This is a genomic window from Kribbella sp. NPDC050470 (assembly GCF_044458365.1).
Lineage (GTDB): Bacteria > Actinomycetota > Actinomycetes > Propionibacteriales > Kribbellaceae > Kribbella.
Window position 1 is genome coordinate 33,322 of record NZ_JBITHV010000020.1, and the last position, 21,068, is coordinate 54,389.

Genomic DNA, 21,068 nt, shown 5'->3' on the forward strand with positions numbered 1-21,068 from the left:
CGTCCTCTCAGGCCGCGATCGACCACACGGCCGGGTCGACGAAGCTCGGTCCGCGGCTGCCGTCCTCGAGGTAGCGGAGCACGTCGGTCAGCACGTAGCCGGCGAGGGCGAGGTGGCCCTCTTCCGCGTTGCCCGCGATGTGCGGGCTGAGCAGCAGGTTGGGTGCTTCGAGAACCGAGCTGTCGAAGGCCGGCGGCTCCGGGTCGTAGACGTCGAGAGCGGCGTACAGGCGTCCGTCGAGCACGTGGTCGAGCAGAGCGGGCTGATCGATCGCCGGACCGCGGGACGAGTTGACCACGACCGCGCCGTCGGGGAGCCGCTCGATCAGTTCGCGCGTGATCATGCCCTTGGTCTCGGGCACGTTCGGGACGTGGATGGTGAGGAACGGGCTCTGCGCGGCTTCGTCGAGCGTTGCCGTGCGGACGCCGAGTTGGTCGGCGCGCTCGGCGGTCAGGTACGGGTCGTAGACGACGAGGTCGCAGCCGAACGGCTTCAGCAAGGTGATCAGTGCCCGCGCGGTGCTGCTGGCGCCGATGATGCCGACCTTCGCGCCGGCCAGCTCATGACCGCGGAACTCGGTCTGCTTCCAGCCGCCCTGCCGGACCGCGTGGTCGAAGCGGGGGAGGCGGCGGGCGAGGGTGAGCATCGCGGCCAGGCAGTACTCGCCGACCGACCAGGCGATCCGCGGTCCGGCGGAGAAGACGGCGACGCCCTGGTCGAGGACGACCGGGTCGATCAGGTTCTTGACCGAGCCGGCCGCGTGCGCGACCACCTTCGGACCGGTGCCGTCGGTCCACAGTTCCTTGTCGAGGTGCGGCGTACCCCAGCTGGTGAGCAGGACGTCCGCGCCGGTGGCGAGGCCGGCCACGGCGCTCGGGTCGAGGGCGGCCGGGCGGCCGGGCGATCCCGGTCCGGCGGCGTGCTCGGCCCCGGCCCAGACGACCTCGAACCGGTCCTCGAGCAGCCGGCGGGTCTGCGGGTCGACCACGTCGGCGGCGCGTTCGGGGGTGAACAGGGCAGCGAGCTTGGGCACCGTGGAGGCTCCTTCTGGTTGGGCGTTGCCCTCGACGGTAGGCGCTTTCCGTTATGCAGGTCCAAGCCCGTTTTCGTATTGACCGATACCGCGTGGGTATGGGTACGGTGCCCGCTATGGATCTCTCCCTGCAGCAGCTCCGGGGTTTCGTCGCTGTCGCCGAGGAGCTGCACTACGGCCGGGCCGCGGAGCGGCTGAACATCACCCAGCCGCCGTTGACCCGCCAGATCCAGGGCCTGGAGCGGACGCTCGGGGTGCGGCTGTTCGACCGCACCGGCCGGGGAGTGCGGCTGACCGCGGCCGGGGATGTCTTCCTGGAGCACGCGCGGCGGGTGCTCGCGTTGCTCGAGGTCGCGCCGGATGCGACGCGGCGCGCGGCTGAGGGGCAGACCGGGACGCTGCGGATCGCGTTCACTGCGATCGGGGCGTACGCCGTCCTGGCGGACTTCCTCACCATGGTCGGCAAGCGGACGCCGGCGGTGACCGCGGAGCTGACCGAGCTGGTGAGCCCGGAGCAGTTCGAGGCGCTGGCGAACATGGAGATCGACGTCGGCCTGGTGCGGCCGCCAATTCCGGCGGGCTTCGAGTCGCTGCTGATCCACTCGGAGGACCTGGTGCTCGCCGTAGCGGCTGATCATCCGCTGGCGGTGGGGGAGTCGCCGGTGGCGCTCGTCGACGTGACCGACGACTACATCGGCTACAGCCCGGAAGGATCGCAGTACCTGCACGACATCTGCGCGGCGATGATCGGCATGGACCGCTACGCCGTCAGCCAGCTCGCGTCCCAGGTCCCCACGATGCTGGCCCTGGTCCGGGCCGGGCTGGGATGCGCCCTCATCCCGCGCTCGATCATGGCCATGCAGGTCGAAGGCGTCCGCTACCGCGAGCTCGACGCCGCCGACGCCCACTCCGTCACCCTGCACGCCTGCTGGAACCCCGACAGCCCCAACCCAGCCCTCCAACGCCTCACCGACTCCCTGCGAGACATCCCGCACCTGGACGGCTGAGCTTCGGGGTAAGGTTGTCGCAACTACGGACTGAGGGGGTGGGACCGATTACCGGTAAGGCAGGTTGGTTGCTCCCGCCTCGAGCGGTCGGCGTCGTGCGCTGACTGCGGGAGCCTCGTAGTCGAAGGGTTTCCGTGTCTGTTTCTTCTGCTTTTGAGATCTCCGACGCCGTCGTGCGGCTGCGCGCGTCCGGCTGCGTGTTCGCCGAGGACGAGGCCGCGCTGATCGCGTCGACCGCCCGAGACCAGACGGAGGCGGCGGTGATGGTCGAGCGCCGGGTCGCCGGTCTTCCGCTGGAGTACGTGCTCGGCTGGGCGTCGTTCCGCGGGATTCGGATCGTTGTCGATCCGGGGGTGTTCATTCCGCGTCGCCGTACCGAGTTCCTGGTCGAGGAGGCGTTGCGGGTGACGACGCCGGGCGCTGTCGTCGTCGACCTGGGGTGTGGTTCGGGTGCGCTCGGCGCGGCGGTGGCGGCCGAGCGAAAGGTCGAGTTGTACGCCGCCGACATCGAGCTGGCCGCGGTCGCGTGTGCCCGGCGCAACCTGGTGCCGTGGGGCGGGGCGGTGTACCAGGGCGACCTCTTCGCCGCGCTTCCCGGGGAGCTGAAGGGCCGGGTCGACGTACTGCTCGCCAACGTCCCGTACGTCCCGACGAACGAGATCCGGCTGCTTCCACCGGAGGCCCGGCTCTACGAACCGCACGTCACCTTGGACGGCGGCCCCGACGGACTGGCCACCCTGCGCCGAGTCGCCGCCGCGGCTCCCGAGTGGCTCGCCGCCGGCGGCCACCTCTTCGTCGAGATGAGCGAACACCAGGCCCCACTGGCGAGAGCCATCCTTCAGGAGCACGGCCTCACCGCCCACATCACCACCGACGAAGACCGCGGCGCAAACGTTGTCGCAGGCACTCAAGCGGTCGCGTAGGCACCGAGGGCCGTTCACACTCGGCGTTGGACGTGGAGGAGGTAGTCGCGGCGGTTGAGGGGGTCGTGGTCGGTTCGTGGCCGGTTCGGGATGGGGCCGGCCACGGGGTGGTAGCGCTCGAAGGCCGACTCCAGGACGCCCTCGCCGCGGGTGAGGGCGGGGAGTTGCTGTTCGAGACCATAGACCGCGGCTGCCGGGATTTCTCCTTCCAGGGTTGACGTTTCGGCCGCCAGCGCCGGCACCTGCGGGATCGCGCGCAGCCGTGCCAGGGCGGCCAGTACGGGGCGAGTCGTGTCGGTCGGGATCTCGAGCTGGAAGCGGTGCATCGGCTCGTGGACCGTCGTACCGGCCTGCTGCAGCGCGGTCATCAGGACCAGCGGCGTGAGGAACCGGAAGTCGCCGGCCGTGCTCGACATGCTCTTGTCGAAGACGGCATGGGCGTGACTCTGCCGCGCCGAGTAGCCCGAGTGCGTCATCACCACCCGCGCGTCCGGGATCGCCCAGCCGTGGATGCCCTGCCCGAGGGTCTCGCGGACGGTCTCCTCGACCGCCTTGATGAACGCGTACGGCATCGACCCGAGCTCGACCTCCAGCTCGAAGCCGACCCCCGCGCCGACCGGCGCGGGCTCGACCCGCAGGCCGACCGTGGCCAGGAACGGGTTCTCGTCCTTCTTGTTGAACTCGACCGCCTGCCCGACACCGTCGATCCGCTCGATGCAGATCGTGGTGGTCTCCCGGAACTCGACGTCGATCCCGAACTCGGTGGCCAGCGTCGTCTGGATGACCTCCTTCTGCACCTCGCCGTACAGCGACACGTACGTCTCCTGCCGCACGTCGTCCTGACGCAGGTTGATCAACGGATCCTGCTCGGCCAGCTGGGTGAGAGCGACCTGCAGGTTGCCCTTGTCGGAGCGCCGGGCCGGCGAGATGACCGTTTCCAGCGTCGGCGGCGCGAAGAACCCACCGCCCTCATGCCGGCTGGAGCCGATCCGGTCGCCGATCTGGATGTCCGCCAGGCCCCACAGCTTGCCGATCTGGCCGGCTCGCACCTCGGTGGCTGCCGGTTCGCCGAAGACCTCCAACGAGGTCAGCTTCGCCTCGCTGTTGTGGCCGAAGCGCAGTCGGTCGCGGACGCGCGCCGTACCGGCGAACATCCGGGCGTAGGCGACCTTCTCGCCGGCCGGACCGCGCTCGACCTTGAAGACCGACCCGTCAACAGGCACGTCGAGGTCCTGGGCGGCGAGCGGGAGAAGCTCCCGGATGCCGTCGGTGAGCGCGTCCGTCCCGGCGCCGGTGATCGCGGAGCCGAAGTACACCGGGTGCACGATGGCCTGCCGTGTCTGTGCGGCGAGCTTGCACCACAGATCGTCGTACGAGATGGCCTTCTCGTTCTCCACGAAGGTCGCCAGCAGCTCGTCGTCGTGCTCGGCGAGCACCTCGAGCATCCCCGGATGATGGTCCGGCCCGTACGGCGTGAACGTCGCCGACCGGCTGCCGAGACCGTCGGCCGAGCCCATCGGCACGATCGCGGGGGACAGCTTGTCCGCGATGCTCTTCAGCACACCGTCGTACTGCGCGCCCGCCCGGTCGGCCTTGTTGACGAAGATCAGCGTCGGGATCCGGAGCCGTTGCAGCGTCCGCATCAGCACGCGAGTCTGCGCCTGCACGCCCTCGACGGCCGAGATGACGAGTACGGCGCCGTCGAGCACGCTGAGCGCGCGTTCCACCTCGGCGATGAAGTCCGGGTGTCCGGGGGTGTCGATCAGGTTGACCGCCACGTCGGCGATCGTGAACGACACGACCGCGGACTTGATGGTGATCCCGCGCTGGCGCTCCAGCGCGAGCGAGTCGGTCTGGGTGCTGCCGGCGTCGACGCTGCCGACCTCGTCGATGACCCCGGCGGCGTACAGCAGCCGCTCGGTCAGGCTGGTCTTACCGGCGTCGACATGCGCCAGGATCCCAAGGTTCAGTACTTTCACAACGCTTCATGTCCCTTGCACAGGTGTGAGTACGGTCCGCGATTGACATGAAGCGAGGTCGCATCGCTGCTCTCCTTGACTCGGCACCTGTGCTTACCGGCACGAGTACAGCAGCGTCGGTTTTCGACCGGCAAACAATTTAGCTGTGGGCTTCACCGTTCACGGCTACGCTGACGTGGTGCCGCCGCCCCCACTCGACGCCCGTGCGCTCGCTGACGCCGTTCTCGGCCCGGTCGCGATGGTCGAACCGGTCCAGGGATTCGCCGGCAACCAGACCTTTCGGCTGCACACCTCGAGAGGCGTCTACTACCTCAAGTCGGGTACGACGGTCGAGGCCGAGGCGCGGGCTTGCGCGTTGGCCCGGTCCGTCGGTGTGCCTGCGCCGGAGGTCCTCGTCGTGGAGCCGTCGTACCTCATCTGTGCCGAGGTTCCTGGTGGCCCCTCCGAGGCGTCTGCGGTCTTCGAGGCGGCCGGCCGCGGGTTCCGCCGACTGCACAGTCTTCGTGGTGAAGGCAATTGGGTCGCTCAGCTCCAGCAGACGATCGAGCGTCTCGACGTGCTCGCCGACGTCGTGCCCGATGACCTGGCACGACGCGTCCGCGAGGTCGTCCCGCCGTTCATCGACACCGTGGCCGAGGTCGAGCCCGTGTTGCTGCACGCCGATCTTCACCCGCGCCATCTGTATGCCGTCGGCAACGAACTCACCGGCGTCATCGACTGGGGCGACGCCATGTACGGCGACCCCCTGTTCGACGTGGCCCGCTTCACGATGTCAGGCGAGGCCGCGACCGAGGCGTTCCTGGCTGGCTACGACCTACGTCGTACCCCGGACCTCGACCGGACGCTGTCGTCCTACCGAGTGGTCTGGTCGCTGATGGCGTTGCACGCGGAGCACGAGGCAGGCGGCGACTGGTTCGCCGCGCACGTCCAGAGAATCACGCGGGAGCTAGCCGCGTGACTCGCTACTGGCTGCAGGCCCGCGTGATGTGGCGGGCGTGCCCAGGGTGGGTGTTGGCAACTCTCGTTGTCGTGGTTCTCGGGGCTGCCGTCGGGACCGGTCTGATGGTTGCCATTGGTCAGTTCATCGCAGCGTTGTCCGGCAACGGTCCAGTCTGGTTGTGGTTCGGAGTGACGGCCGGGCTGATGATCAGTGGTCCGTTGCTGGCGTCGCTGCAGGGCTGGCTGACTGCGAAGACGACGGCGGCTACGGCGGCGTACGTGTTGGAGATGCTTGCCGAGACCGGTCTGCAGCCGCGAGGGCTGGAACTGCTCGACTCGCCGGGGTTCTCGGGTCGCCTGCAGGCTGTCGTCGATGCGACGCGCGACTGGACCTTCCTGTTCGGATTGGGCAATGCGTGGCAGGTGCTCGGCACTCGACTGACCGGGCTTGGCGCGTTCGCCGTACTGCTGACTTGGCGTTGGTGGGTGCCGTTCGTCGTGGCAGGCTCGTTCATGCTGATCGCGCGGGCTTTCCGGCAGTGGGTGGACGCGTCGTTCGACAAGGTCCTGGAGTCGTCGGCGGGTCCGCGGCGGCGAGCGTCGTACCTGCACCGTCTGCTGACTCAGGCACCGGCGGCGAAGGAGGTGCGGCTGTTCGGGGTCGCGGACTGGTTGCTCGAGCGGTACCGGTTCACGTGGTTGTCGGCGATGGCTGAGCTCTGGCCGGCGCGTCGACGCGGTCTGCGGCCGGTGTACGCCAGTTGCCTGGTGACCGCGGTGGTCATCGCCGGCGTTCTGGTCCTGCTGATCGACGACGTGACCGATCGGCAGGTCGGTGTGGCTGCGGTGGTGACGTTGGTTCAGGCGCTGCTGGCGATGGATGCGTTCGGGGTCCTGGGGGATTCGCAGCGGGCCCTTGGACAGTACGTCGCGACTGTCGCAGCGCTGGTCGGACTGCGGCGCGAGGCCGGTCTGCCGGACATCGACCTCGCAGTACCTGCTTCGCCGGCTGCGCGGAAGGCCGACGGTGCCCTGCCGATCAGGTTGAAGGACATCACCTTCACCTATCCGACCCGCTCGTCGCCGACGTTGTCCGGTCTGAGCCTGGAGATCCCGGCCGGGCAGTCGGTCGCGGTCGTCGGCGCGAACGGCGCCGGGAAGTCGACACTGATCAAGCTGCTCTGCGGCCTCTACCGGCCGGACAGCGGAACGCTCACGGTCGGCGGCGCCGATCCGGCTCTGGAGATCACTGGCGGGCCGCGGGTGGCGGCGATCTTTCAGGACTTCGTTCGCTACCACCTGCCGCTGCGCGACAACGTCGGCTTCGGATCGGTTCCCCAGGATCGGCTCGACCAGGCGCTGGCCGATGCGGCGGGCGGTGTGCTGCTCAAGCGGGTCGGGTGGGACACGGTCCTGTCGGCCGAGTACGACGGTGGGACCGACCTGTCAGGTGGCCAGTGGCAACGAGTCGCGCTGGCTCGCGCTCTGGCGGCCGTCTCGGGTGGTGCCGGCGTACTGATCCTGGACGAGCCGACTGCGGAGCTCGACGTACGGACCGAGGCTGCGCTGTTCGACCGGTTCCTGGACATGACGGCCGGCGTGACGACGATCCTGGTGACGCATCGGTTGTCGAGTGTGCGGCACGCTGAGCGGATCGTCGTACTGGATCCGGAGCGGGGGATCGTGGAGGACGGGAGCTACGACGAGCTGATGGCGGCCGACGGGGTGTTCGCGGGGCTGTTCCGGTTGCAGGCAGGGCGGTTCCAGTGAGGCGCGGGCTGTGGATGGTGCTGACGGCGGCTTTTCGGACGAGCCCTGGCCTGGTGTTTGCATGCTTCGCCGAGACCGTCGGCCGGTTGGTGCGCTCGGCGGTGCCGTGGTTCCTGGGGGTGCTCGTGGCCGGGGCGATGGCGGCCGATCGCGGGCAGATGCTGATCGCGGCGGCTGCCCTCGTGGCCGTGGCCGGGTTGCAGAGCCTGCTGATCATGGTCGGCTCGAATGCGCGGATCGGGCTGATGGAGCGGATCGGGTTCGAGTTCGACGCCAAGGTCGCCGAGCTGATCGGGCGGGTGCCGACGCTGGAGCACCTGGAGTCGCCGGAGTACCTGGATCAGACGCAGAGTCTGCGCGACGGCCAGGGGACACTCGGCGGCGCGCTCAACATGCTGCTGAACATCGTGAACAACCTGGCGTTCGCGGGCGGCATCCTGGTCGTCGCGGCGACTGCGGACTGGCGGTTGCTCATCCTCGCCGCGCTCGGGTTCCCGCGGCTGCTGACCGGTCGCTGGACCACCCGCTGGGGCCGGGCGGCGGAGGAGGACAGCGCTGCGCCGGCTCGGCTGACGCGGCACCTGGTCGACCTGGTCACTTCGCCGTACGGCGGTGCGGAAGCGCGGGTCTTCGGGCAACGGGTGCAGATGCGCCGGCGAGTTGGTGACAGCGCGACTGCCTGGCGAGAGCCTGCGGTGCGAAGCGCTTTCAAGAACGCGCTGCTGTCGGCAGGCATCGCGGTGGTGTTCTTCGGCGCCGCGATCGGCGTGCTCGGCTGGATGACGTACGACGCCGTGCACGGTCTCGTCTCGGTGTCGGCACTTGTGGTGGCGGTGACCGCGGTGCGTGGGCTGGAGAACGTGAGCAACATCCTGACAAACGCCGTACAAGACACGGCTCGACTGCTGCGGAACGTCTCGCGATTCGTGTGGTTGCAGGACTACGCCGTACAAGCGGCTGGGAGTGGTACGGCGGAGCCGCCTGCCGAGCTGACATCCGGGATCCGGTTCGAGGGAGTGCGCTTCCGGCATGCCGGGGCGGAGACGGACGCGGTTGCGTCGGTGGATCTCGAGTTGCCGGCCGGTGCCGTGGTTGCCCTGGTCGGTGAGAACGGCGCAGGGAAGTCGACACTGGTGAAGTTGCTGACCGGCCTGTATCGCCCGACCGCGGGCCGGATCCTTGTCGACGGCATCGATCTCGCGGAGCTGAATCCGGCGGCGTGGCGGGCGCGGTTGTCCGGGGCGTTCCAGGACTTCGCCGACTTCGAGCTGATCGCCCGGGAAGCCGTCGGCCTCGGCGACCTGACCGCGATCGACGACGAACGGCGCGTCCACCAGGCGTTGCACGACGGCGCCGCGGAGGACGTCCTGCGCGCGCTCCCGGACGGGTTGTCGACCCAGCTCGGCACTACTTGGGACGGCGGCGTCGACCTCTCCGGAGGCCAACGGCAACGCCTAGCCATCGCCCGCGGCCTGATGCGCCGCCACCCACTGCTACTGGTCCTGGACGAACCAACCTCCGCCCTGGACCCCACCACCGAACACCAACTCTTCCAGCGCTACACCGAAGCCGCCCACCAAGCCCGCACCTCCGGCGCCGTAACCCTCCTGGTCAGCCACCGCTTCTCCACAGTCCGCGTAGCCGACCTCATAGTCGTCCTCCAAGCCGGCCAAGTAATCGAGCACGGCACTCACGACCAACTAATAGCCACCCCCACCCACTACGCCACCCTCTACAACCTCCAAGCCCACGCCTACAACCTCAGCTGATCACGGTGCCGACGTGGTCGCCAGTGGCGATGGTGCTGGCGGCTGATGGGCGGTCGATGTCGAAGACGTGGAGTGGGAGGTGGTGGTCGCGGGCGAGGATGAACGCTGACTGGTCCATGACGCCGAGGCCGCGGTCGATCACCTCCTGATAGGTCAGCCGGTCGAACTTGGTAGCGGTTGGTGAGGTGTTCGGGTCGGCGTCGTACACGCCGTCGGTGCCGTTCTTGGCGACCAGGAGCGCGTCGGCTCCCAGTTCGATCGCGCGCTGGACGGCCGGGTAGTCCGTGGTGGTGAACGGCTGCCCGTTGCCGCAGGCAAGCAGAACGACCGAGCCCTTCTCCAGGTGCCGAAGGGCGCGCAGCCGGATGTAGGGCTCGGCGAGATTGTTGATCGGGATCGCCGTCATCAGGCGCACGTCGTCCGCTCCCAGCGCGGTGAGGCGGCCGCGGAGCAGCACCGCGTTGATCACGGTGCCGAGCATCCCGATGTTGTCCGCCTCAACGCGGTCGATTCCCCAGTCGCCGGCGCGGTTCCCGCGAAAGACGTTGCCGCCCCCGACGACAACCGCCACCTGGACGCCGGTTGCCCGGAGCGCGATGACCTCGTTGGCGAGATGGGTGAGGCGATCGCTGTCGAAGCCGAAGTCGTTGGGGCCGGCGATGGCCTGGCCGGAGAGCTTGAGGACGAGTCTGCGGTACATCGAGCTCCTAAGCGCCGTGGTGATCATCAGACTGCATTGTCGTCCGATTGCGCGGGATGTGGATGCGGGGCAGGGTGGCGGTATGGGTGAGTTCAGGCGGGAGGATTTGGGTGGGGCTCGGTTTGAGGAGGTTTCGTTGCGGGGGGCGGTTTTTCGGGATGTGGATCTGGCGGGGGCGCGGTTCGACAACGTGAATCTGAACGGGGCGACGATTCGGGCGTTGTTCTGTGACGTGACGATCGACGGGGACGTGCGCAACCTCAAGGTGTGGGGTGTCGACGTGATGCCGTTGGTCGACGCGGAGCTGAATCGGCGGTATCCGGGGCGGGAGAAGATGCGCCCGGCCGACGCGGACGGGTATCGCGAGGCGTGGGCGCTGCTCGAGGAGCTGTGGGAAGGGACGGTCGAGCGGGCGCGCCGGTTGCCGCCGGGGAAGCTGCACGAGTCGGTGAATGGGGAGTGGTCGTTCATCGAGACCTTGCGGCACCTGGTGTTCGCGACGGATGCCTGGGTACGGCGTACCCTCCTCGGCGACCCGGCTCCGTGGGACCCGCTGGACCTGCCGCACGACGAGATGCGTGACACGCCGCCGATCCCGCGGGACCGCGCCGTACGGCCGTCACTCGACGAGGTCCTCGTACTCCGGGCGGACCGGATGGCAACGGTCCGGACGGTCATCGCGGAGCTCACCGACGACCAACTCACGAGGATGACCGAGCCCGTCACCGAGCCCGGATACCCGGCTTCGGAGAGCTACCAGGTCGCCGAATGCCTGGAGTGCATCCTGGGCGAGGAGTGGGAGCACCGGATGTACGCCGAGCGCGATCTCGCCGTACTGGAGAAAACTCTGAACTGAAATGTCGAGTCCGGCCCAAGCGGCTCGACGCGTAGGTGAGAACGCACCTACGAGCTTGGGAGAAAGTCATGGAACTCAGCGTCAACACCTTCATCAGCCTGGACGGCGTCATGCAGGGACCGGGCGGCCCGGACGAGGACCGCAGCAACGGGTTCGAGCACGGCGGCTGGCTTGTGCCGCACGCCGGCGACGGGCAGCTCGACCCGGTCGACGGATGGTTCGGCGAGGCGGACGCGATCCTGCTGGGCCGGTCGACGTTCGAGATGATGCGCACGTTCTGGTCGCAGGTCGACGTCGAGGACAACATCGTCGCCACCGCGCTGAACACCTGGAAGAAGTACGTCGTCAGCAACACCCTCTCCGACGAGGACGCAGCCTGGGGCGACACGACCGTGCTGCGCGGCGACGACATCGTCGAGCAGGTACGGCGACTGAAGGCCCAGCCGGGGCGTGAGTTGCAGGTCCACGGGAGCTGGCAGCTCGCCCGGACCCTGCACGACGCCGGTCTGGTCGACACCTACCGGCTGATCCAGTTCCCGGTGGTGGTCGGCAAGGGGAAGCGGTTGTTCGAGGACGGCGCCGTACCGTCGACGTACAAGATCAGCGCGGCCGAGGTACGGGAGGGCGGCTCGGGCGCGGTGTCGCTGACGCTGCGGCAAGACGGCTTCGGCGCGATCGGGACCGGCGACATCGTGGTCGAGGACGGGAAGGAAGTCCTGATCTGAGGTTTGTCGGTGGGGTGTCCTAGCGTCGGGCGGTATGGAAACGCTGACGACGCAGGCGATCCTCGACGCCGGGCTGGACGACTGGCGGAAGCTTGCGCAGGCCCTGCACGCACGGTTTCTGATCGATTCCTTCGCCGACGGCCTTCGCTTCGTGGAGGCCGTCGGCGAGTGCTGTGCGGAGGTCAGGATCGGGGACGGGTTCGTTGATTTGCAGCTGGTGAGTGCTGAGCAGGTCGGGGTGACTGAGCGGGAGGTGGAGCTGGCCCGGCGGATCAGCTCGGTCGCTCGGTCGATGGGGCTTGGGGCTGATCCGGCGGCGGTGACGCAGTTCGAGCTTGCGCTGGACACGGCCGATGTCGCGGCGATCGGGCCGTTCTGGGCCGCAGTGCTCACGGGGAGCACGGAGTCACTGGGGACCGATGTCGTTGATCCGACAGGTCGGGTGCCGAACATGTGGTTCCAGGGCACGGACGCGCACGAGACCCCGCGGCAACGCTTCCACGTCGACCTGTGGGTGCCGCACGATGTGGCCGAGCAACGCATCGCAGCTGGCCTCGCCGCCGGCGGCCGCATCGTGTACGACGATGAGGCCCCAGCCTTCACCGTCTTGGCTGACCCGGAAGGCAACCACGCCTGCATCTGCACCTGCCTCGACCGCTGAAAACCAGGAGCACTCGGACGTGGAAGTTGGCTAGGGTGAGGCGTCTCTCGAGGAGGTGGGTCATGACCTGCATGGCAATCCGGTTCCGTGCCAACCCCTCCGTGTGCGCTGCCTGAACATCTGAAGCTCCGGACCGGTTGGCGCGTCGCGGCGTAGGCCGCGGGTCCTGCATGCCCTGTTGCGTGCGCCCGTACCCACCGAACCGGAGTTCTTCGCATGTCCGCTCTGGACACACAACTGCAAGCTGCCCTCAAGGGCGTGAAGTACGACGACTTGCGTGCTCGCGTGGCCGCTCTGTCGGCTCGATATCGCGCCGAGGAGGTGGATGACACGACGGTCGGGATGGCTGATCACCTCGACTGTCTCGCGTACGCCGTCTTCCGGATGCCGGCCACCTACGCCGCGATCCGCTCCGCGCTGCTCGCGGCCGACGTCCACGTCGGCGCGTTCGCCACCCACCTCGACCTCGGCGGCCCGCTGGGGGACGAGGTGCAGACGGACAGGAGGTAGTGGGCGGCGAGTACCCCGGGGACGCCTGGTCACGCCGGAGGGTTTGCGCCTGAGGCCGGGACCTCCTGTCCGTTTGTCCCGGGCTCAGAGGTCGTAGCCGCCGCTGGCTTCGACGGTTTGGGCGGTGAGCCAGGCGGCGTCGGGGGAGAGGAGGAAGGCGATCACCTTGCCGACGTCGTCGGGCTCGCCGATCCGGCCGAGGGCGGTACGCGCGGCCAGCGGTGGGATCAGCTCGGGGTACTTCGCGAACGCGTCGTCGCCGAGGCGGGTCCGGGTGACGCCCGGCGCGACCGCGTTCACCCGGATGCCACGGGCGCTGAACTCCTTCGCGAGGTACCTGGTCAGCACCAGCTGCGCACCCTTCATGCTGGCGTAGACCGAGTAGCCGGGTTCGGGCTTGGTGTTGTCCAGCGCCGAACTGCTGCTGGTGTTGACGATCGCCCCGCCGTCCGCGAGCAGCGGCAGCAGCGTCTGGGTGAGGAAGTACGGGCCCTTGAGGTGGATCCGCAGCATCCGGTCGAAGAGCTCCTCGGTGGTCTCCTCGAACGGGACCGGGTGCTGCCCGACTCCGGCGTTGTTGACGAGGAAGTCGAACGACGTCCGGTCCCACCGCTCGGCCAGGGCCTGCTCGACCTTGGCCCGGAAGTCCGCGAACGTGTCGCTGCGACCCACGTCCAGCGGCAGCGCGACCGCCGTACCGCCGTCCTTCTCGATCCGGTCGGCCGTCTCCAGGCCGCCGGCCGGGTTGCCGTTGTAGGTGAGGATGACCCCGGTACCGCGTTTCGCCAGCTCGAAGGCCGCGCTCTGTCCGATACCGGAGCTTCCGCCGGTGACCACAGCTACCTGCATGATCGTGCAATCTCCTACTGAGTCGTGAATGGGTACACGACCAGTACACGCCGCCGGCCTGGGGTTCTCGTAGACCAAAGCTGGCGGCGGCTTGCACGATCCTCTCAACCCTAGACCTCAGGGTGCGATCACGAGTCCCGTGATGAGGTCGTCGTCGAGGGTGAAGGTGTACTGGAGGTCGACGGAGCCGCCGGGGAAGTTCCCCTCGAGGTGGTTGACCGCGACCCAGGTGTTCGCGTCGACCTGCCGGGTTGCGACGAGCTCTGTGGTGTAGGTGTACTCACTCGCCGCCGTCACCAGCCAGACCGCGAGCTCGGCCCGGCCGCGGTAGGTCTTGCCGTCGTCGGTGACGACCGCGTCGTCGGCGTACAGGGACAGGGTGGGCTGGGCGAGGTAACTGGTGATCGTCGAAGGCAACATGGGTCCGACTCTGCGGTCTCCCGCCGGGAGAGGGTCAAGGAGGTTGACTCTCGCCCCGGGAGATGGTGCACAGTGGCTGGGTGCGGGGCGGGCTGACGATCGGCGAGTTCGCGCAGCTCACCCATCTGAGCGTGCGGACCCTTCGCCGCTACCACGAGAGCGGGCTGCTCGAGCCGGCAACGGTCGATCCGTCGACCGGGTACCGGTACTACAGCACCGGCCAGATCCCGTCGGCCCAGGTGATCCACCGACTGCGCGAGCTCGACGTACCGCTGGCCGAGGTCGGCAAGATCCTCGCGACCGACGATCCCGGTGTCCGCGCTGAGCTGATCGCCGGCCACCTGGACCGGCTGCAGACGTCCCTGGACCGGACCCGCGCGGCGGTCAACTCGCTGCAGCGGCTGCTGCGCCCCGAGCCCGGCGAGCTCCCGGTCGCCGTCCGCTCCGAACCCGCGCGGCTCGTTGCCGCGATCACCGATGTGGTCGAGCTCGGCAACGTGCTGGAGTGGTACGACGACGCGATGGACGAGCTCGACTCCGTCGGCGGCGCGGGGTTGGCGCCGCCGGGTGGGCACTACGACAACGAGCTGTTCGCGGCCGGCCACGGACGGGTCCTGGTGTACCGCGTGATCGCCGACCCACCGACATACGGGCGGGTCCGGCCGATCAAGCTGCCCGCGGTGGAGCTCGCTGCGACCGTCCACCACGGCGCGCATGACGACATCGACGTGACGTACGGACGGCTCGGCGCGTGGGTGGTCGAGCATGCGCTCGCCGTCGCCGGTCCGGTGCACGAGACGTACGTTGTCGGTCCGCGAGACAACCCGGATCCGGCCAGCTGCCGGACCGAGATCGGCTGGCCTGTCTTCAGGGTCGCCTAGCCTTCAGGCGCGGCTCGTACGACGCCACTCCTGCGGCGTCATCCCGTGCGCCTTGCGGAACCGCCGTGTGAAGTGACCGGGGTCGAGGAAGCCCCAGTCGGCCGCGATCGCCGCGATCGAGCGATGCCGGTACGCCGGATCCGCGAGCCGGCGGGCGGCCCCCTTGAGCCGCTCGGCGATCAACCACTGCTCGAGGCTGAGGTGCTGCTCGGCGAACAGCTTGTAGAGGTAGCGGACCGAGATGTTGTGCTCCGCCGCGATCCGGGCCGGCGTGAGATCGGGATCCGCCAGGTGCTGCCGCGCGTACCAGGTGATGCGGGTGAACAGTACGTCGGCCATCGCGGGCGGCTGCTGTACGTCGTCCGCCGCGGACGTCAGCAATGCGCGGACGAGCTGCGTGGTCGCAGTACCGACCATCTCGGCCGATTCCGTCCCTTGGAGCGAGTCGATGATCCCGGGCAGCAACGTCAGGTGGTGCAGCATCAGCTCGTACAGCGGACTGCTCGGCAGCCGTTGCGCGGCCGCGCGGACCGTTTCGACACTCAGCCCGAGGTCGGCGCAGTCGATCTGGAACGCCTGTGACGCGCCGTGACCGCTCCAGGCGTAGTCGTACGGCGCGGTCAGGTCGACCAGCATCAACTCGCCGGTCCGCACCCGCTGGTCCGCGTCGCCCTGGCTGAACACCCCGGACCCGACCACCTGCACCGCGAGCGCGAGCCGCTCCGGACCGCCGATCCGCACGTGCTTCGAAGTTCGAACCAGGCGGATCCCGGACCCCTCGTTGCGGAACAGGTCGGGCGTCCCGAGCCGCCAGAAGTCCATCCGCGCGTGCACCTCGCCGCCCGGGTCCTCATGCTCCACCCGCGACGGGACGCTCGCCGACATCATCGCCGCGTAGAACGCCTCGAGCCGGTCCTGCCGCGGCAGCACGGCAGTATCGAGCAGCACGGCCATCCACAACCCCCTCCACCGCTGGAATCTGGGGGGCGAACTGTGCACACACAGCCCAGATCCGTGCACGCACATCCTACGAAGGACGCCGTACCGGCAGCTACGTTTCCGGCAAACCTCCCGGACGGAAGGACGCACGACCATGCCTGCAGACACCATCGTGCTGGTACACGGCTTCTGGGTGACACCGCGAAGCTGGGAGAACTACATCAAGCACTACGAGGCGCGCGGCTTCAAGGTCCTGGCCCCCGGGTACCCCGGTTTCGAGGTCGAGGTGGAGTCGCTGAACGCCGACCCGACGCCGATCCTGAAGCTGACCGTGCCGGCCATCATCGAGCACCTGGAGTCGGTCATCCGCGAGCTCGACCAGCCGCCGATCATCATCGGGCACTCGGCCGGCGGCGCGTTCACCCAGATCCTGCTCGACCACGGCTTCGGCGCGGCCGGGGTGGCGATGTGCTCGGCGCCGACCGAGGGCGTGCGGGTCGTGCCGATCTCGCAGGTCAAGTCGACGTTCCCGGTGCTGAAGTCGCCGGCCAACCGGCACAAGGCGATCCCACTGACCTTCGAGCAGTGGAACTACGCCTTCACCAACACCTTCCCCGAGGACGAGGCGCGCCGTGCCTACGAGCGGTACGCGATCCCGGCGAACGGCGGGATCCTGTGGGGCAGCGTGCTGGCGAACTTCCAGCCCGGTCACCAGGACACCTGGGTCGACTACCACAACGACTCCCGCGCGCCGCTGCTGTTCGTGTCCGCGTCCGAGGACCACATCATGCCGCCCGAGGTCCAGCGCTCGAACGCCAAGCACTACAAGTCCAAGTCGCTGACCGAGACTCGCGAGTACGACGGGTTCGCCCACCTCGCGCCCGCTCAGCAGGGCTGGGAACGGATCGCCGACGAGGTGCTCGACTGGGCCCTCGAACACGCGTGAGCCTGGCCCGCATCACCCATGTCGGCGGCCCGACGACGCTGATCGAGGTCGACGGCTGGCGCCTGCTCACCGATCCGACCTTCGACCCGCCCGGCCGTCGCTACGGCTTCGGCTGGGGGTCGTCGTCGGTCAAACTGGCCGGCCCGGCGATCGGCGTCGACGAGTTGCCGGTGATCGACGCCGTACTGCTGACGCACGACCAGCACGCCGACAACCTCGACGACGCGGGACGGGCGCTGCTGTCCCGGGTCGGCACCGTCGTGACGACCGTGGCCGGCGCGGCACGACTGGGTGGTGAGACTGTCGGCCTGGCGCCTTGGGCCGTGCACACGTTGAGCCGGCCGGGCCGGCCGCCGCTGACAATCACGGCGACGCCCTGCCGGCACGGGCCGCCGTTGAGCCGCGGGATCACGGGCGACGTGATCGGGTTCGCGGTGGAGTGGCCGGGACAAGAGCACGGGGCATTGTGGATATCGGGGGACAGCGTCCTGTACGGCGGCCTGCGACAGGTCAGCCGGTTGAGTATCGGGACGGTGCTGCTGCACTTGGGCGCAGTGCGGTTCGGCGTGACCGGACCGTTGCGCTACACGATGACTGGGCGGGAGGGGGTCGAGCTGTGCTCGCTGCTGCGGGCGCGGACGGTGATTCCGGTGCACTACGAGGGGTGGAGTCACTTCTCGCAAGGACGATCAGGTGCCACAGAGGCGTTTGCCCGCGCCGGCCTGCAGGCAGAGTGGCTCGAGCTCGGCGTGCCGGGGGCCGTCTCGATCTGACCGCACGGCTGGCAGCATGTGGGCGTGACCGAGCGGCTGGAAGGCGGGTTCGACGGCGGCGCGTCGTTGGTGGACGGCGTCGTACGTCGTACTGCGGGGGCGTGGACGTCATCCGTGCATGCCCTGCTCGCGCACCTGTCGGCGGCGGGGTTCCAGGGTGCTCCGCGTGGGCTCGGGGTGGATGGCGACGGGCGGGAGATGGTCGGCTTCCTGCCCGGGCGGACGGTCGGTAGCGCGCGCCCGTGGCCGGCGTGGACGCACAGCGAGTCGGCGCTGCTCGACGTTGCCCGGTGGCTGCGGCGTTACCACGCTGCCGTGGCGGACTTCGAGCCGCCGGCGGATGCGGTCTGGCGTGAGGGCGGGGTGTGGCGGCCGGACCAGATCATCGCGCACAACGACGCAGCGCCGTACAACGCCGTCTGGAACGACGACGGGCTGGTCGGGTTTGTCGACTGGGACATGTCGGGGCCCGTCGACGTCGAACTGGACGTCGCCTGGGTCGCCTTCTCCTGGACCCCGCTCCACGCGCCCCACGTCGTCGCCGCCGAGGGCTTCACCGCCCTCGATACCCGCCTGCCCCGCCTGGAGCTCTTCCTCAGCGAGTACGACTGGCAAGGCACCACTGAGGACATCCTCGGCCTGATCGCCCAACGCCTCACCCTGCAACTCGACGCGATGCACCACGCCGCGTCCACCGGCGACCCGACGTACCAACGCATGCTCGCCGCAGGCCGCCACCTAGACCTGCAGACCGCCCTACGTCAGCTCGACAGGCTCGGGTGAGCGACGTAGGCGGTCTTCTCGTCGCCGTCGAATCCGCATGCCCTGTAGAAGGCATGGGTGGATTCGCGGCGCGATCCGGTCATCAGCATGACCTTGTAGCAGCCCGCGTCCCAGGCGGCCTGCAGGGTGGCGGCCATGATCTGCTTGCCGAGACCGGTGCCGCGGAGGTCGGCGTCGACGACCACGTTCTCGATCACCGCGTACGGCGCTGCCGCGCGGGTGAGGTTCGGGATCAGGTTGAGGTACGTCGTGGCCGCGACGCGCCCGTCGACCTCGAGGACGTACAACCGTAGTCCCGGCGATTTCAGGATTTCGGCGAACACGTCGGCGTCGCGGCCGTCGCGCAGTACCGGATCGCCGGGATGCAGCAGGCGGTAGAGCCGCATGACATTTCGAAGTCGTCGACACCGGCCTCGCGGAACATGGGCAGGAGCCTACTGGTGTCACCAGGGGACGGGGCCTTCTTCGGCGTGGAAGGTGGCTGTTGGGCCGTCGGGGCTGAGGGTGGCCAGGTGGACGAGGGCAGTGGCGCCTTCGGCGATGGTGCTGAAGCCGGTGTGGTTGTTGCTGTCGGTGTCGACGTAGCCGGGGGCGGCGGCGTTGACCAGGATGCCGTCCTTGCGGAGCTCGTTGGCGTACTGCACGGTCAGCGCAGACAGCGCAGTCTTGGACGGCATGTAGGCGGCCGACGGCAGGAGTGCCGAGAACGGCCCGTCCGGATCGCTGGTGAGGGCCAGCGACGCACCGTGGCTGCTGACGTTGACGATGCGCGGCGCCGATGACCGCCGGAGCAACGGGAGCATCGCGTTCGTCACCGCGATCACCCCGAACACGTTGGTCTCGAACACTTCCCGGACCATGTCCAGGTCCACCGTGCTCGGCACCTGGTCGTACGCATCCTGCGGCGAGACCTGCCCGGAGCCGGTGATCCCCGCATTGTTGATCAGTACGTCGAGCTGCCCGAACCGCTCGTCGATCCACTGCGCCGCCGCCTGGATCGTCTCGGCGTCGGTCACATCCAGCGTCACCGCATGCACATCACCACCCGCCGACCGCAACGCCGTCGCGGCCTCCTCACCCCGCTGCGGATCCCGCGCCCCGATCACCACCGCCATCCCCAACCGAGCCAACTGCTCAGCCGCCCCGCGCCCGATCCCCTTGTTAGCCCCGGTAACCAACGCAACCTTCATGCCTCGTCCCCATCTAGTAGCCGCTCGAACAGCCACAAGACGCCGACACCCGCCACCCTGTGACGCCGGACCTCAGGGTTCCCGGAAGCGAGAGACCGGAATCACAGAGCCTAAGACTGCGTGAGGGTTAGCCTCGCGGGATGACTCGGGACGAGGCAGAGCGCCGGCTGTCCGCGCTGACCGCCGTACGCGACAGCTGGCTGGCTGACAAGGTGCCTGCCCTGAGTGCGAAAGCCGTGTGGCTGATCGGTTCGCTCGGCCAGGGCGGCGGCGACCGATGGAGTGATCTCGACCTGCTCGTGGTCGACGGCGACTGTCCGCTCGACGACGCCGTGCTGACGATCGAGATGCCGGAGAACGGCCCGGTCGATGGCAACTACATCGGGGCGAAGTTCGTTGCCCGCGGGGAGGTGGAGAAAGCGACGGCGATGGCGACCATGCTCAGTACGACGCCGGACGTCGCGGGCCTGTCCGCCGTACTCTCACGGGTCGAAGGGCACGAGGTGGCCAGGGCGCTCGTCGGCCGGTTCCTGGAGGTGGTCGGCGCTTTACGGTGAGCCGACGAGGAGGCAGAAGGGGTGGCCGGCGGGGTCGCAGAGGACGTAGAGGGGTTCGCCGGCTTCTGTGGTGCGGTCGAGGAGGAGTTCGGCGCCTAGGGATTCGGCGCGCTGGCGGTGGTGGTTCAGGTCGTCGAGGGTCGGTACGGCGTAGTCGATGTGGAGTTGCATCGGTACGTCGTGGGACGGCCAGCTGGAGCGGGGCAGGGTGTCGACCTGCTGGAAGGCGAGCTGGCGGTGGCCGTCGTCGTCGACCAGCACCAGCCAGTCGGCGTCGTCCACGACACCGTCGGCCGGCGGCTCGTCGCCCGGACGGTACTGCAGGCCGAGCAACTCGCGGTAGAACTCCGCCAGCCCACGGACATCAGTCGTGTCCAGCGCGGTATGCATCATCCTCGGATAGTCAGTCACGCACCGATTCGACTACTCCTTGACACGATCGGCAATCTTCGAGCGCGCGAGTTGGACCATGCCGCCGATGGCGGCGACCTGGACCACGATGGCGGCCGTCCCGAGGGCCGACCAGTCGTCGGCCAGCCGGACGATCGTGAGGACCGGACAGAGGATCCACAGGCAGGCGACGAAGACGTAGAGCCGCCGCCCGAGAGGGCCCTCCCGGACAAGCCGGAGGTCACCCCCGATCGACCGGAAGATCGCGACCGAAACACCCATCGCGAGCGCTGCCGCGACGGCCGCTGGCGTGGCCTCCAGGAGTGGTGTCTGCACCGTGCGGGAGAAGCCCAGCAGGGCCGGCGCCCCCAACGCGAGCACAATCGCGACGACAGCCAGGCCGTCACCGCCCGTCCAACCGCGCTCGCTCGACACGCGCGACACCGTAGCAGCGGCCGAAATCCGCTC

Annotated in this window: 24 protein-coding genes; 14 read left to right on the forward strand and 10 right to left on the reverse strand. The window is 68.8% G+C overall.

Features of this window, described 5'->3' with window-relative positions; translation table 11 throughout:
* Positions 1-7 precede the first annotated feature (7 nt).
* Positions 8-1,033 (reverse strand): hydroxyacid dehydrogenase, encoded by a 1,026-nt coding sequence (locus ACIBGM_RS42660; protein WP_360520078.1) that lies wholly within the window; start codon positions 1,031-1,033, stop codon positions 8-10.
* Positions 1,034-1,149: 116 nt separating this feature from the next.
* Here ACIBGM_RS42660 and ACIBGM_RS42665 point away from each other — a divergent pair, with 116 nt between their 5' ends.
* Together ACIBGM_RS42665 and ACIBGM_RS42670 are read left to right on the forward strand one after the other, a co-directional pair.
* Positions 1,150-2,040: a LysR family transcriptional regulator gene (locus tag ACIBGM_RS42665; RefSeq protein ID WP_396388799.1), complete on the forward strand. Its 891-nt coding sequence runs from the start codon at positions 1,150-1,152 to the stop codon at positions 2,038-2,040.
* Between the two features lie 134 nt (positions 2,041-2,174).
* Positions 2,175-2,963: a putative protein N(5)-glutamine methyltransferase gene (locus tag ACIBGM_RS42670; RefSeq protein ID WP_360520082.1), complete on the forward strand. Its 789-nt coding sequence runs from the start codon at positions 2,175-2,177 to the stop codon at positions 2,961-2,963.
* A gap of 14 nt (positions 2,964-2,977) precedes the next feature.
* Here ACIBGM_RS42670 and ACIBGM_RS42675 read toward each other — a convergent pair whose 3' ends face one another.
* The gene (locus tag ACIBGM_RS42675; protein ID WP_360520084.1) at positions 2,978-4,942 is read right to left on the reverse strand and encodes a translation factor GTPase family protein; all 1,965 of its coding nucleotides are present in this window, start codon (positions 4,940-4,942) and stop codon (positions 2,978-2,980) included.
* 145 nt (positions 4,943-5,087) lie between these two features.
* On the opposite strand from ACIBGM_RS42675, the gene ACIBGM_RS42680 reads away from it, so the two are divergent.
* From ACIBGM_RS42680 to ACIBGM_RS42690, 3 genes are all read left to right on the forward strand, one after another.
* Positions 5,088-5,900, forward strand: coding sequence for a phosphotransferase family protein (locus ACIBGM_RS42680; RefSeq protein ID WP_396388800.1), 813 nt, complete (start codon positions 5,088-5,090; stop codon positions 5,898-5,900).
* A 104-nt stretch (positions 5,901-6,004) separates the two neighbouring features.
* Entirely contained in the window at positions 6,005-7,651 is a 1,647-nt protein-coding gene (locus tag ACIBGM_RS42685) for an ATP-binding cassette domain-containing protein (RefSeq protein WP_396388801.1), read from the forward strand.
* A complete protein-coding gene (locus tag ACIBGM_RS42690) occupies positions 7,648-9,420 on the forward strand; it encodes an ABC transporter ATP-binding protein (protein WP_396388802.1) in 1,773 nt (590 codons plus the stop codon). Before ACIBGM_RS42685 ends, ACIBGM_RS42690 begins: the two co-directional genes overlap by 4 nt.
* Here the strand turns inward: ACIBGM_RS42690 and pyrH are convergent.
* Complete coding sequence (gene pyrH, locus ACIBGM_RS42695) at positions 9,413-10,147, reverse strand: UMP kinase (RefSeq protein ID WP_360520092.1); 735 nt, start codon at positions 10,145-10,147, stop codon at positions 9,413-9,415. The genes ACIBGM_RS42690 and pyrH overlap by 8 nt on opposite strands.
* Before the next feature lie 55 nt (positions 10,148-10,202).
* Here pyrH and ACIBGM_RS42700 point away from each other — a divergent pair, with 55 nt between their 5' ends.
* From ACIBGM_RS42700 to ACIBGM_RS42715, 4 genes are all read left to right on the forward strand, one after another.
* On the forward strand, positions 10,203-10,976 hold the full coding sequence (locus tag ACIBGM_RS42700; protein WP_360520094.1) for a DinB family protein: 774 nt from the start codon (positions 10,203-10,205) through the stop codon (positions 10,974-10,976).
* Between the two features lie 68 nt (positions 10,977-11,044).
* Positions 11,045-11,701, forward strand: coding sequence for a dihydrofolate reductase family protein (locus ACIBGM_RS42705; RefSeq protein WP_396388803.1), 657 nt, complete (start codon positions 11,045-11,047; stop codon positions 11,699-11,701).
* Between the two features lie 34 nt (positions 11,702-11,735).
* Complete coding sequence (locus tag ACIBGM_RS42710) at positions 11,736-12,362, forward strand: VOC family protein (RefSeq protein WP_396388804.1); 627 nt, start codon at positions 11,736-11,738, stop codon at positions 12,360-12,362.
* 216 nt (positions 12,363-12,578) lie between these two features.
* Positions 12,579-12,872, forward strand: a complete 294-nt coding sequence (locus ACIBGM_RS42715; protein ID WP_396388805.1) for a hypothetical protein — start codon at positions 12,579-12,581, stop codon at positions 12,870-12,872.
* A gap of 84 nt (positions 12,873-12,956) precedes the next feature.
* Here the strand turns inward: ACIBGM_RS42715 and ACIBGM_RS42720 are convergent, their stop codons facing one another.
* Together ACIBGM_RS42720 and ACIBGM_RS42725 are read right to left on the reverse strand one after the other, a co-directional pair.
* Positions 12,957-13,721, reverse strand: coding sequence for an SDR family NAD(P)-dependent oxidoreductase (locus tag ACIBGM_RS42720; RefSeq protein ID WP_396388806.1), 765 nt, complete (start codon positions 13,719-13,721; stop codon positions 12,957-12,959).
* A gap of 117 nt (positions 13,722-13,838) precedes the next feature.
* Entirely contained in the window at positions 13,839-14,141 is a 303-nt protein-coding gene (locus ACIBGM_RS42725; RefSeq protein ID WP_396388807.1) for a hypothetical protein, read from the reverse strand.
* 80 nt (positions 14,142-14,221) lie between these two features.
* Between ACIBGM_RS42725 and ACIBGM_RS42730 the strand changes: the two genes are divergently transcribed.
* Positions 14,222-15,022, forward strand: a complete 801-nt coding sequence (locus tag ACIBGM_RS42730) for a MerR family transcriptional regulator (protein WP_396388808.1) — start codon at positions 14,222-14,224, stop codon at positions 15,020-15,022.
* Positions 15,023-15,025: 3 nt separating this feature from the next.
* Here ACIBGM_RS42730 and ACIBGM_RS42735 read toward each other — a convergent pair whose 3' ends face one another.
* Positions 15,026-15,976, reverse strand: coding sequence for a helix-turn-helix domain-containing protein (locus tag ACIBGM_RS42735; RefSeq protein WP_396388809.1), 951 nt, complete (start codon positions 15,974-15,976; stop codon positions 15,026-15,028).
* A gap of 139 nt (positions 15,977-16,115) precedes the next feature.
* On the opposite strand from ACIBGM_RS42735, the gene ACIBGM_RS42740 reads away from it, so the two are divergent.
* From ACIBGM_RS42740 to ACIBGM_RS42750, 3 genes are read left to right on the forward strand one after another with little or no spacing between them, the layout of a single operon-like run.
* A complete protein-coding gene (locus tag ACIBGM_RS42740; RefSeq protein ID WP_396388810.1) occupies positions 16,116-16,907 on the forward strand; it encodes an alpha/beta hydrolase in 792 nt (263 codons plus the stop codon).
* Positions 16,904-17,680: an MBL fold metallo-hydrolase gene (locus tag ACIBGM_RS42745; protein WP_396388811.1), complete on the forward strand. Its 777-nt coding sequence runs from the start codon at positions 16,904-16,906 to the stop codon at positions 17,678-17,680. Before ACIBGM_RS42740 ends, ACIBGM_RS42745 begins: the two co-directional genes overlap by 4 nt.
* 24 nt (positions 17,681-17,704) lie before the next feature.
* Positions 17,705-18,463 carry a phosphotransferase gene (locus ACIBGM_RS42750; protein ID WP_396388812.1) on the forward strand — a complete coding sequence of 253 codons (759 nt, stop codon included), beginning with the start codon at positions 17,705-17,707 and terminating at the stop codon, positions 18,461-18,463.
* On the opposite strand, the gene ACIBGM_RS42755 is transcribed toward ACIBGM_RS42750, so the two are convergent.
* Positions 18,442-18,849, reverse strand: coding sequence for a GNAT family N-acetyltransferase (locus ACIBGM_RS42755; RefSeq protein WP_396388813.1), 408 nt, complete (start codon positions 18,847-18,849; stop codon positions 18,442-18,444). The two genes, ACIBGM_RS42750 and ACIBGM_RS42755, sit on opposite strands and share 22 nt — an antisense overlap.
* 57 nt (positions 18,850-18,906) lie before the next feature.
* Entirely contained in the window at positions 18,907-19,653 is a 747-nt protein-coding gene (locus ACIBGM_RS42760) for an SDR family oxidoreductase (protein WP_396388814.1), read from the reverse strand.
* A 140-nt stretch (positions 19,654-19,793) separates the two neighbouring features.
* On the opposite strand from ACIBGM_RS42760, the gene ACIBGM_RS42765 reads away from it, so the two are divergent.
* Positions 19,794-20,210 (forward strand): hypothetical protein, encoded by a 417-nt coding sequence (locus ACIBGM_RS42765; protein ID WP_360520120.1) that lies wholly within the window; start codon positions 19,794-19,796, stop codon positions 20,208-20,210.
* Here ACIBGM_RS42765 and ACIBGM_RS42770 read toward each other — a convergent pair.
* Both ACIBGM_RS42770 and ACIBGM_RS42775 read right to left on the reverse strand, forming a co-directional pair.
* Positions 20,202-20,621 carry a VOC family protein gene (locus tag ACIBGM_RS42770; protein WP_396388815.1) on the reverse strand — a complete coding sequence of 140 codons (420 nt, stop codon included), beginning with the start codon at positions 20,619-20,621 and terminating at the stop codon, positions 20,202-20,204. The two genes, ACIBGM_RS42765 and ACIBGM_RS42770, sit on opposite strands and share 9 nt — an antisense overlap.
* A 12-nt stretch (positions 20,622-20,633) precedes the next feature.
* Positions 20,634-21,035 (reverse strand): hypothetical protein, encoded by a 402-nt coding sequence (locus ACIBGM_RS42775; RefSeq protein WP_396388816.1) that lies wholly within the window; start codon positions 21,033-21,035, stop codon positions 20,634-20,636.
* Positions 21,036-21,068: the final 33 nt, after the last annotated feature.

Coding starts and splice junctions, on each gene's coding strand:
- ACIBGM_RS42665 (WP_396388799.1), top strand. CDS start 1,150: ATGGATCTCTCCCTGCAGCAGCTCCGGGGTTTCGTCGCTGTCGCCGAG.
- ACIBGM_RS42685 (WP_396388801.1), top strand. CDS start 6,005: ATGGTTGCCATTGGTCAGTTCATCGCAGCGTTGTCCGGCAACGGTCCA.
- pyrH (WP_360520092.1), bottom strand. CDS start 10,147: ATGATCACCACGGCGCTTAGGAGCTCGATGTACCGCAGACTCGTCCTC.
- ACIBGM_RS42700 (WP_360520094.1), top strand. CDS start 10,203: ATGGGTGAGTTCAGGCGGGAGGATTTGGGTGGGGCTCGGTTTGAGGAG.
- ACIBGM_RS42705 (WP_396388803.1), top strand. CDS start 11,045: ATGGAACTCAGCGTCAACACCTTCATCAGCCTGGACGGCGTCATGCAG.
- ACIBGM_RS42710 (WP_396388804.1), top strand. CDS start 11,736: ATGGAAACGCTGACGACGCAGGCGATCCTCGACGCCGGGCTGGACGAC.
- ACIBGM_RS42715 (WP_396388805.1), top strand. CDS start 12,579: ATGTCCGCTCTGGACACACAACTGCAAGCTGCCCTCAAGGGCGTGAAG.
- ACIBGM_RS42720 (WP_396388806.1), bottom strand. CDS start 13,721: ATGCAGGTAGCTGTGGTCACCGGCGGAAGCTCCGGTATCGGACAGAGC.
- ACIBGM_RS42725 (WP_396388807.1), bottom strand. CDS start 14,141: ATGTTGCCTTCGACGATCACCAGTTACCTCGCCCAGCCCACCCTGTCC.
- ACIBGM_RS42735 (WP_396388809.1), bottom strand. CDS start 15,976: ATGGCCGTGCTGCTCGATACTGCCGTGCTGCCGCGGCAGGACCGGCTC.
- ACIBGM_RS42740 (WP_396388810.1), top strand. CDS start 16,116: ATGCCTGCAGACACCATCGTGCTGGTACACGGCTTCTGGGTGACACCG.
- ACIBGM_RS42755 (WP_396388813.1), bottom strand. CDS start 18,849: ATGCGGCTCTACCGCCTGCTGCATCCCGGCGATCCGGTACTGCGCGAC.
- ACIBGM_RS42760 (WP_396388814.1), bottom strand. CDS start 19,653: ATGAAGGTTGCGTTGGTTACCGGGGCTAACAAGGGGATCGGGCGCGGG.
- ACIBGM_RS42765 (WP_360520120.1), top strand. CDS start 19,794: ATGACTCGGGACGAGGCAGAGCGCCGGCTGTCCGCGCTGACCGCCGTA.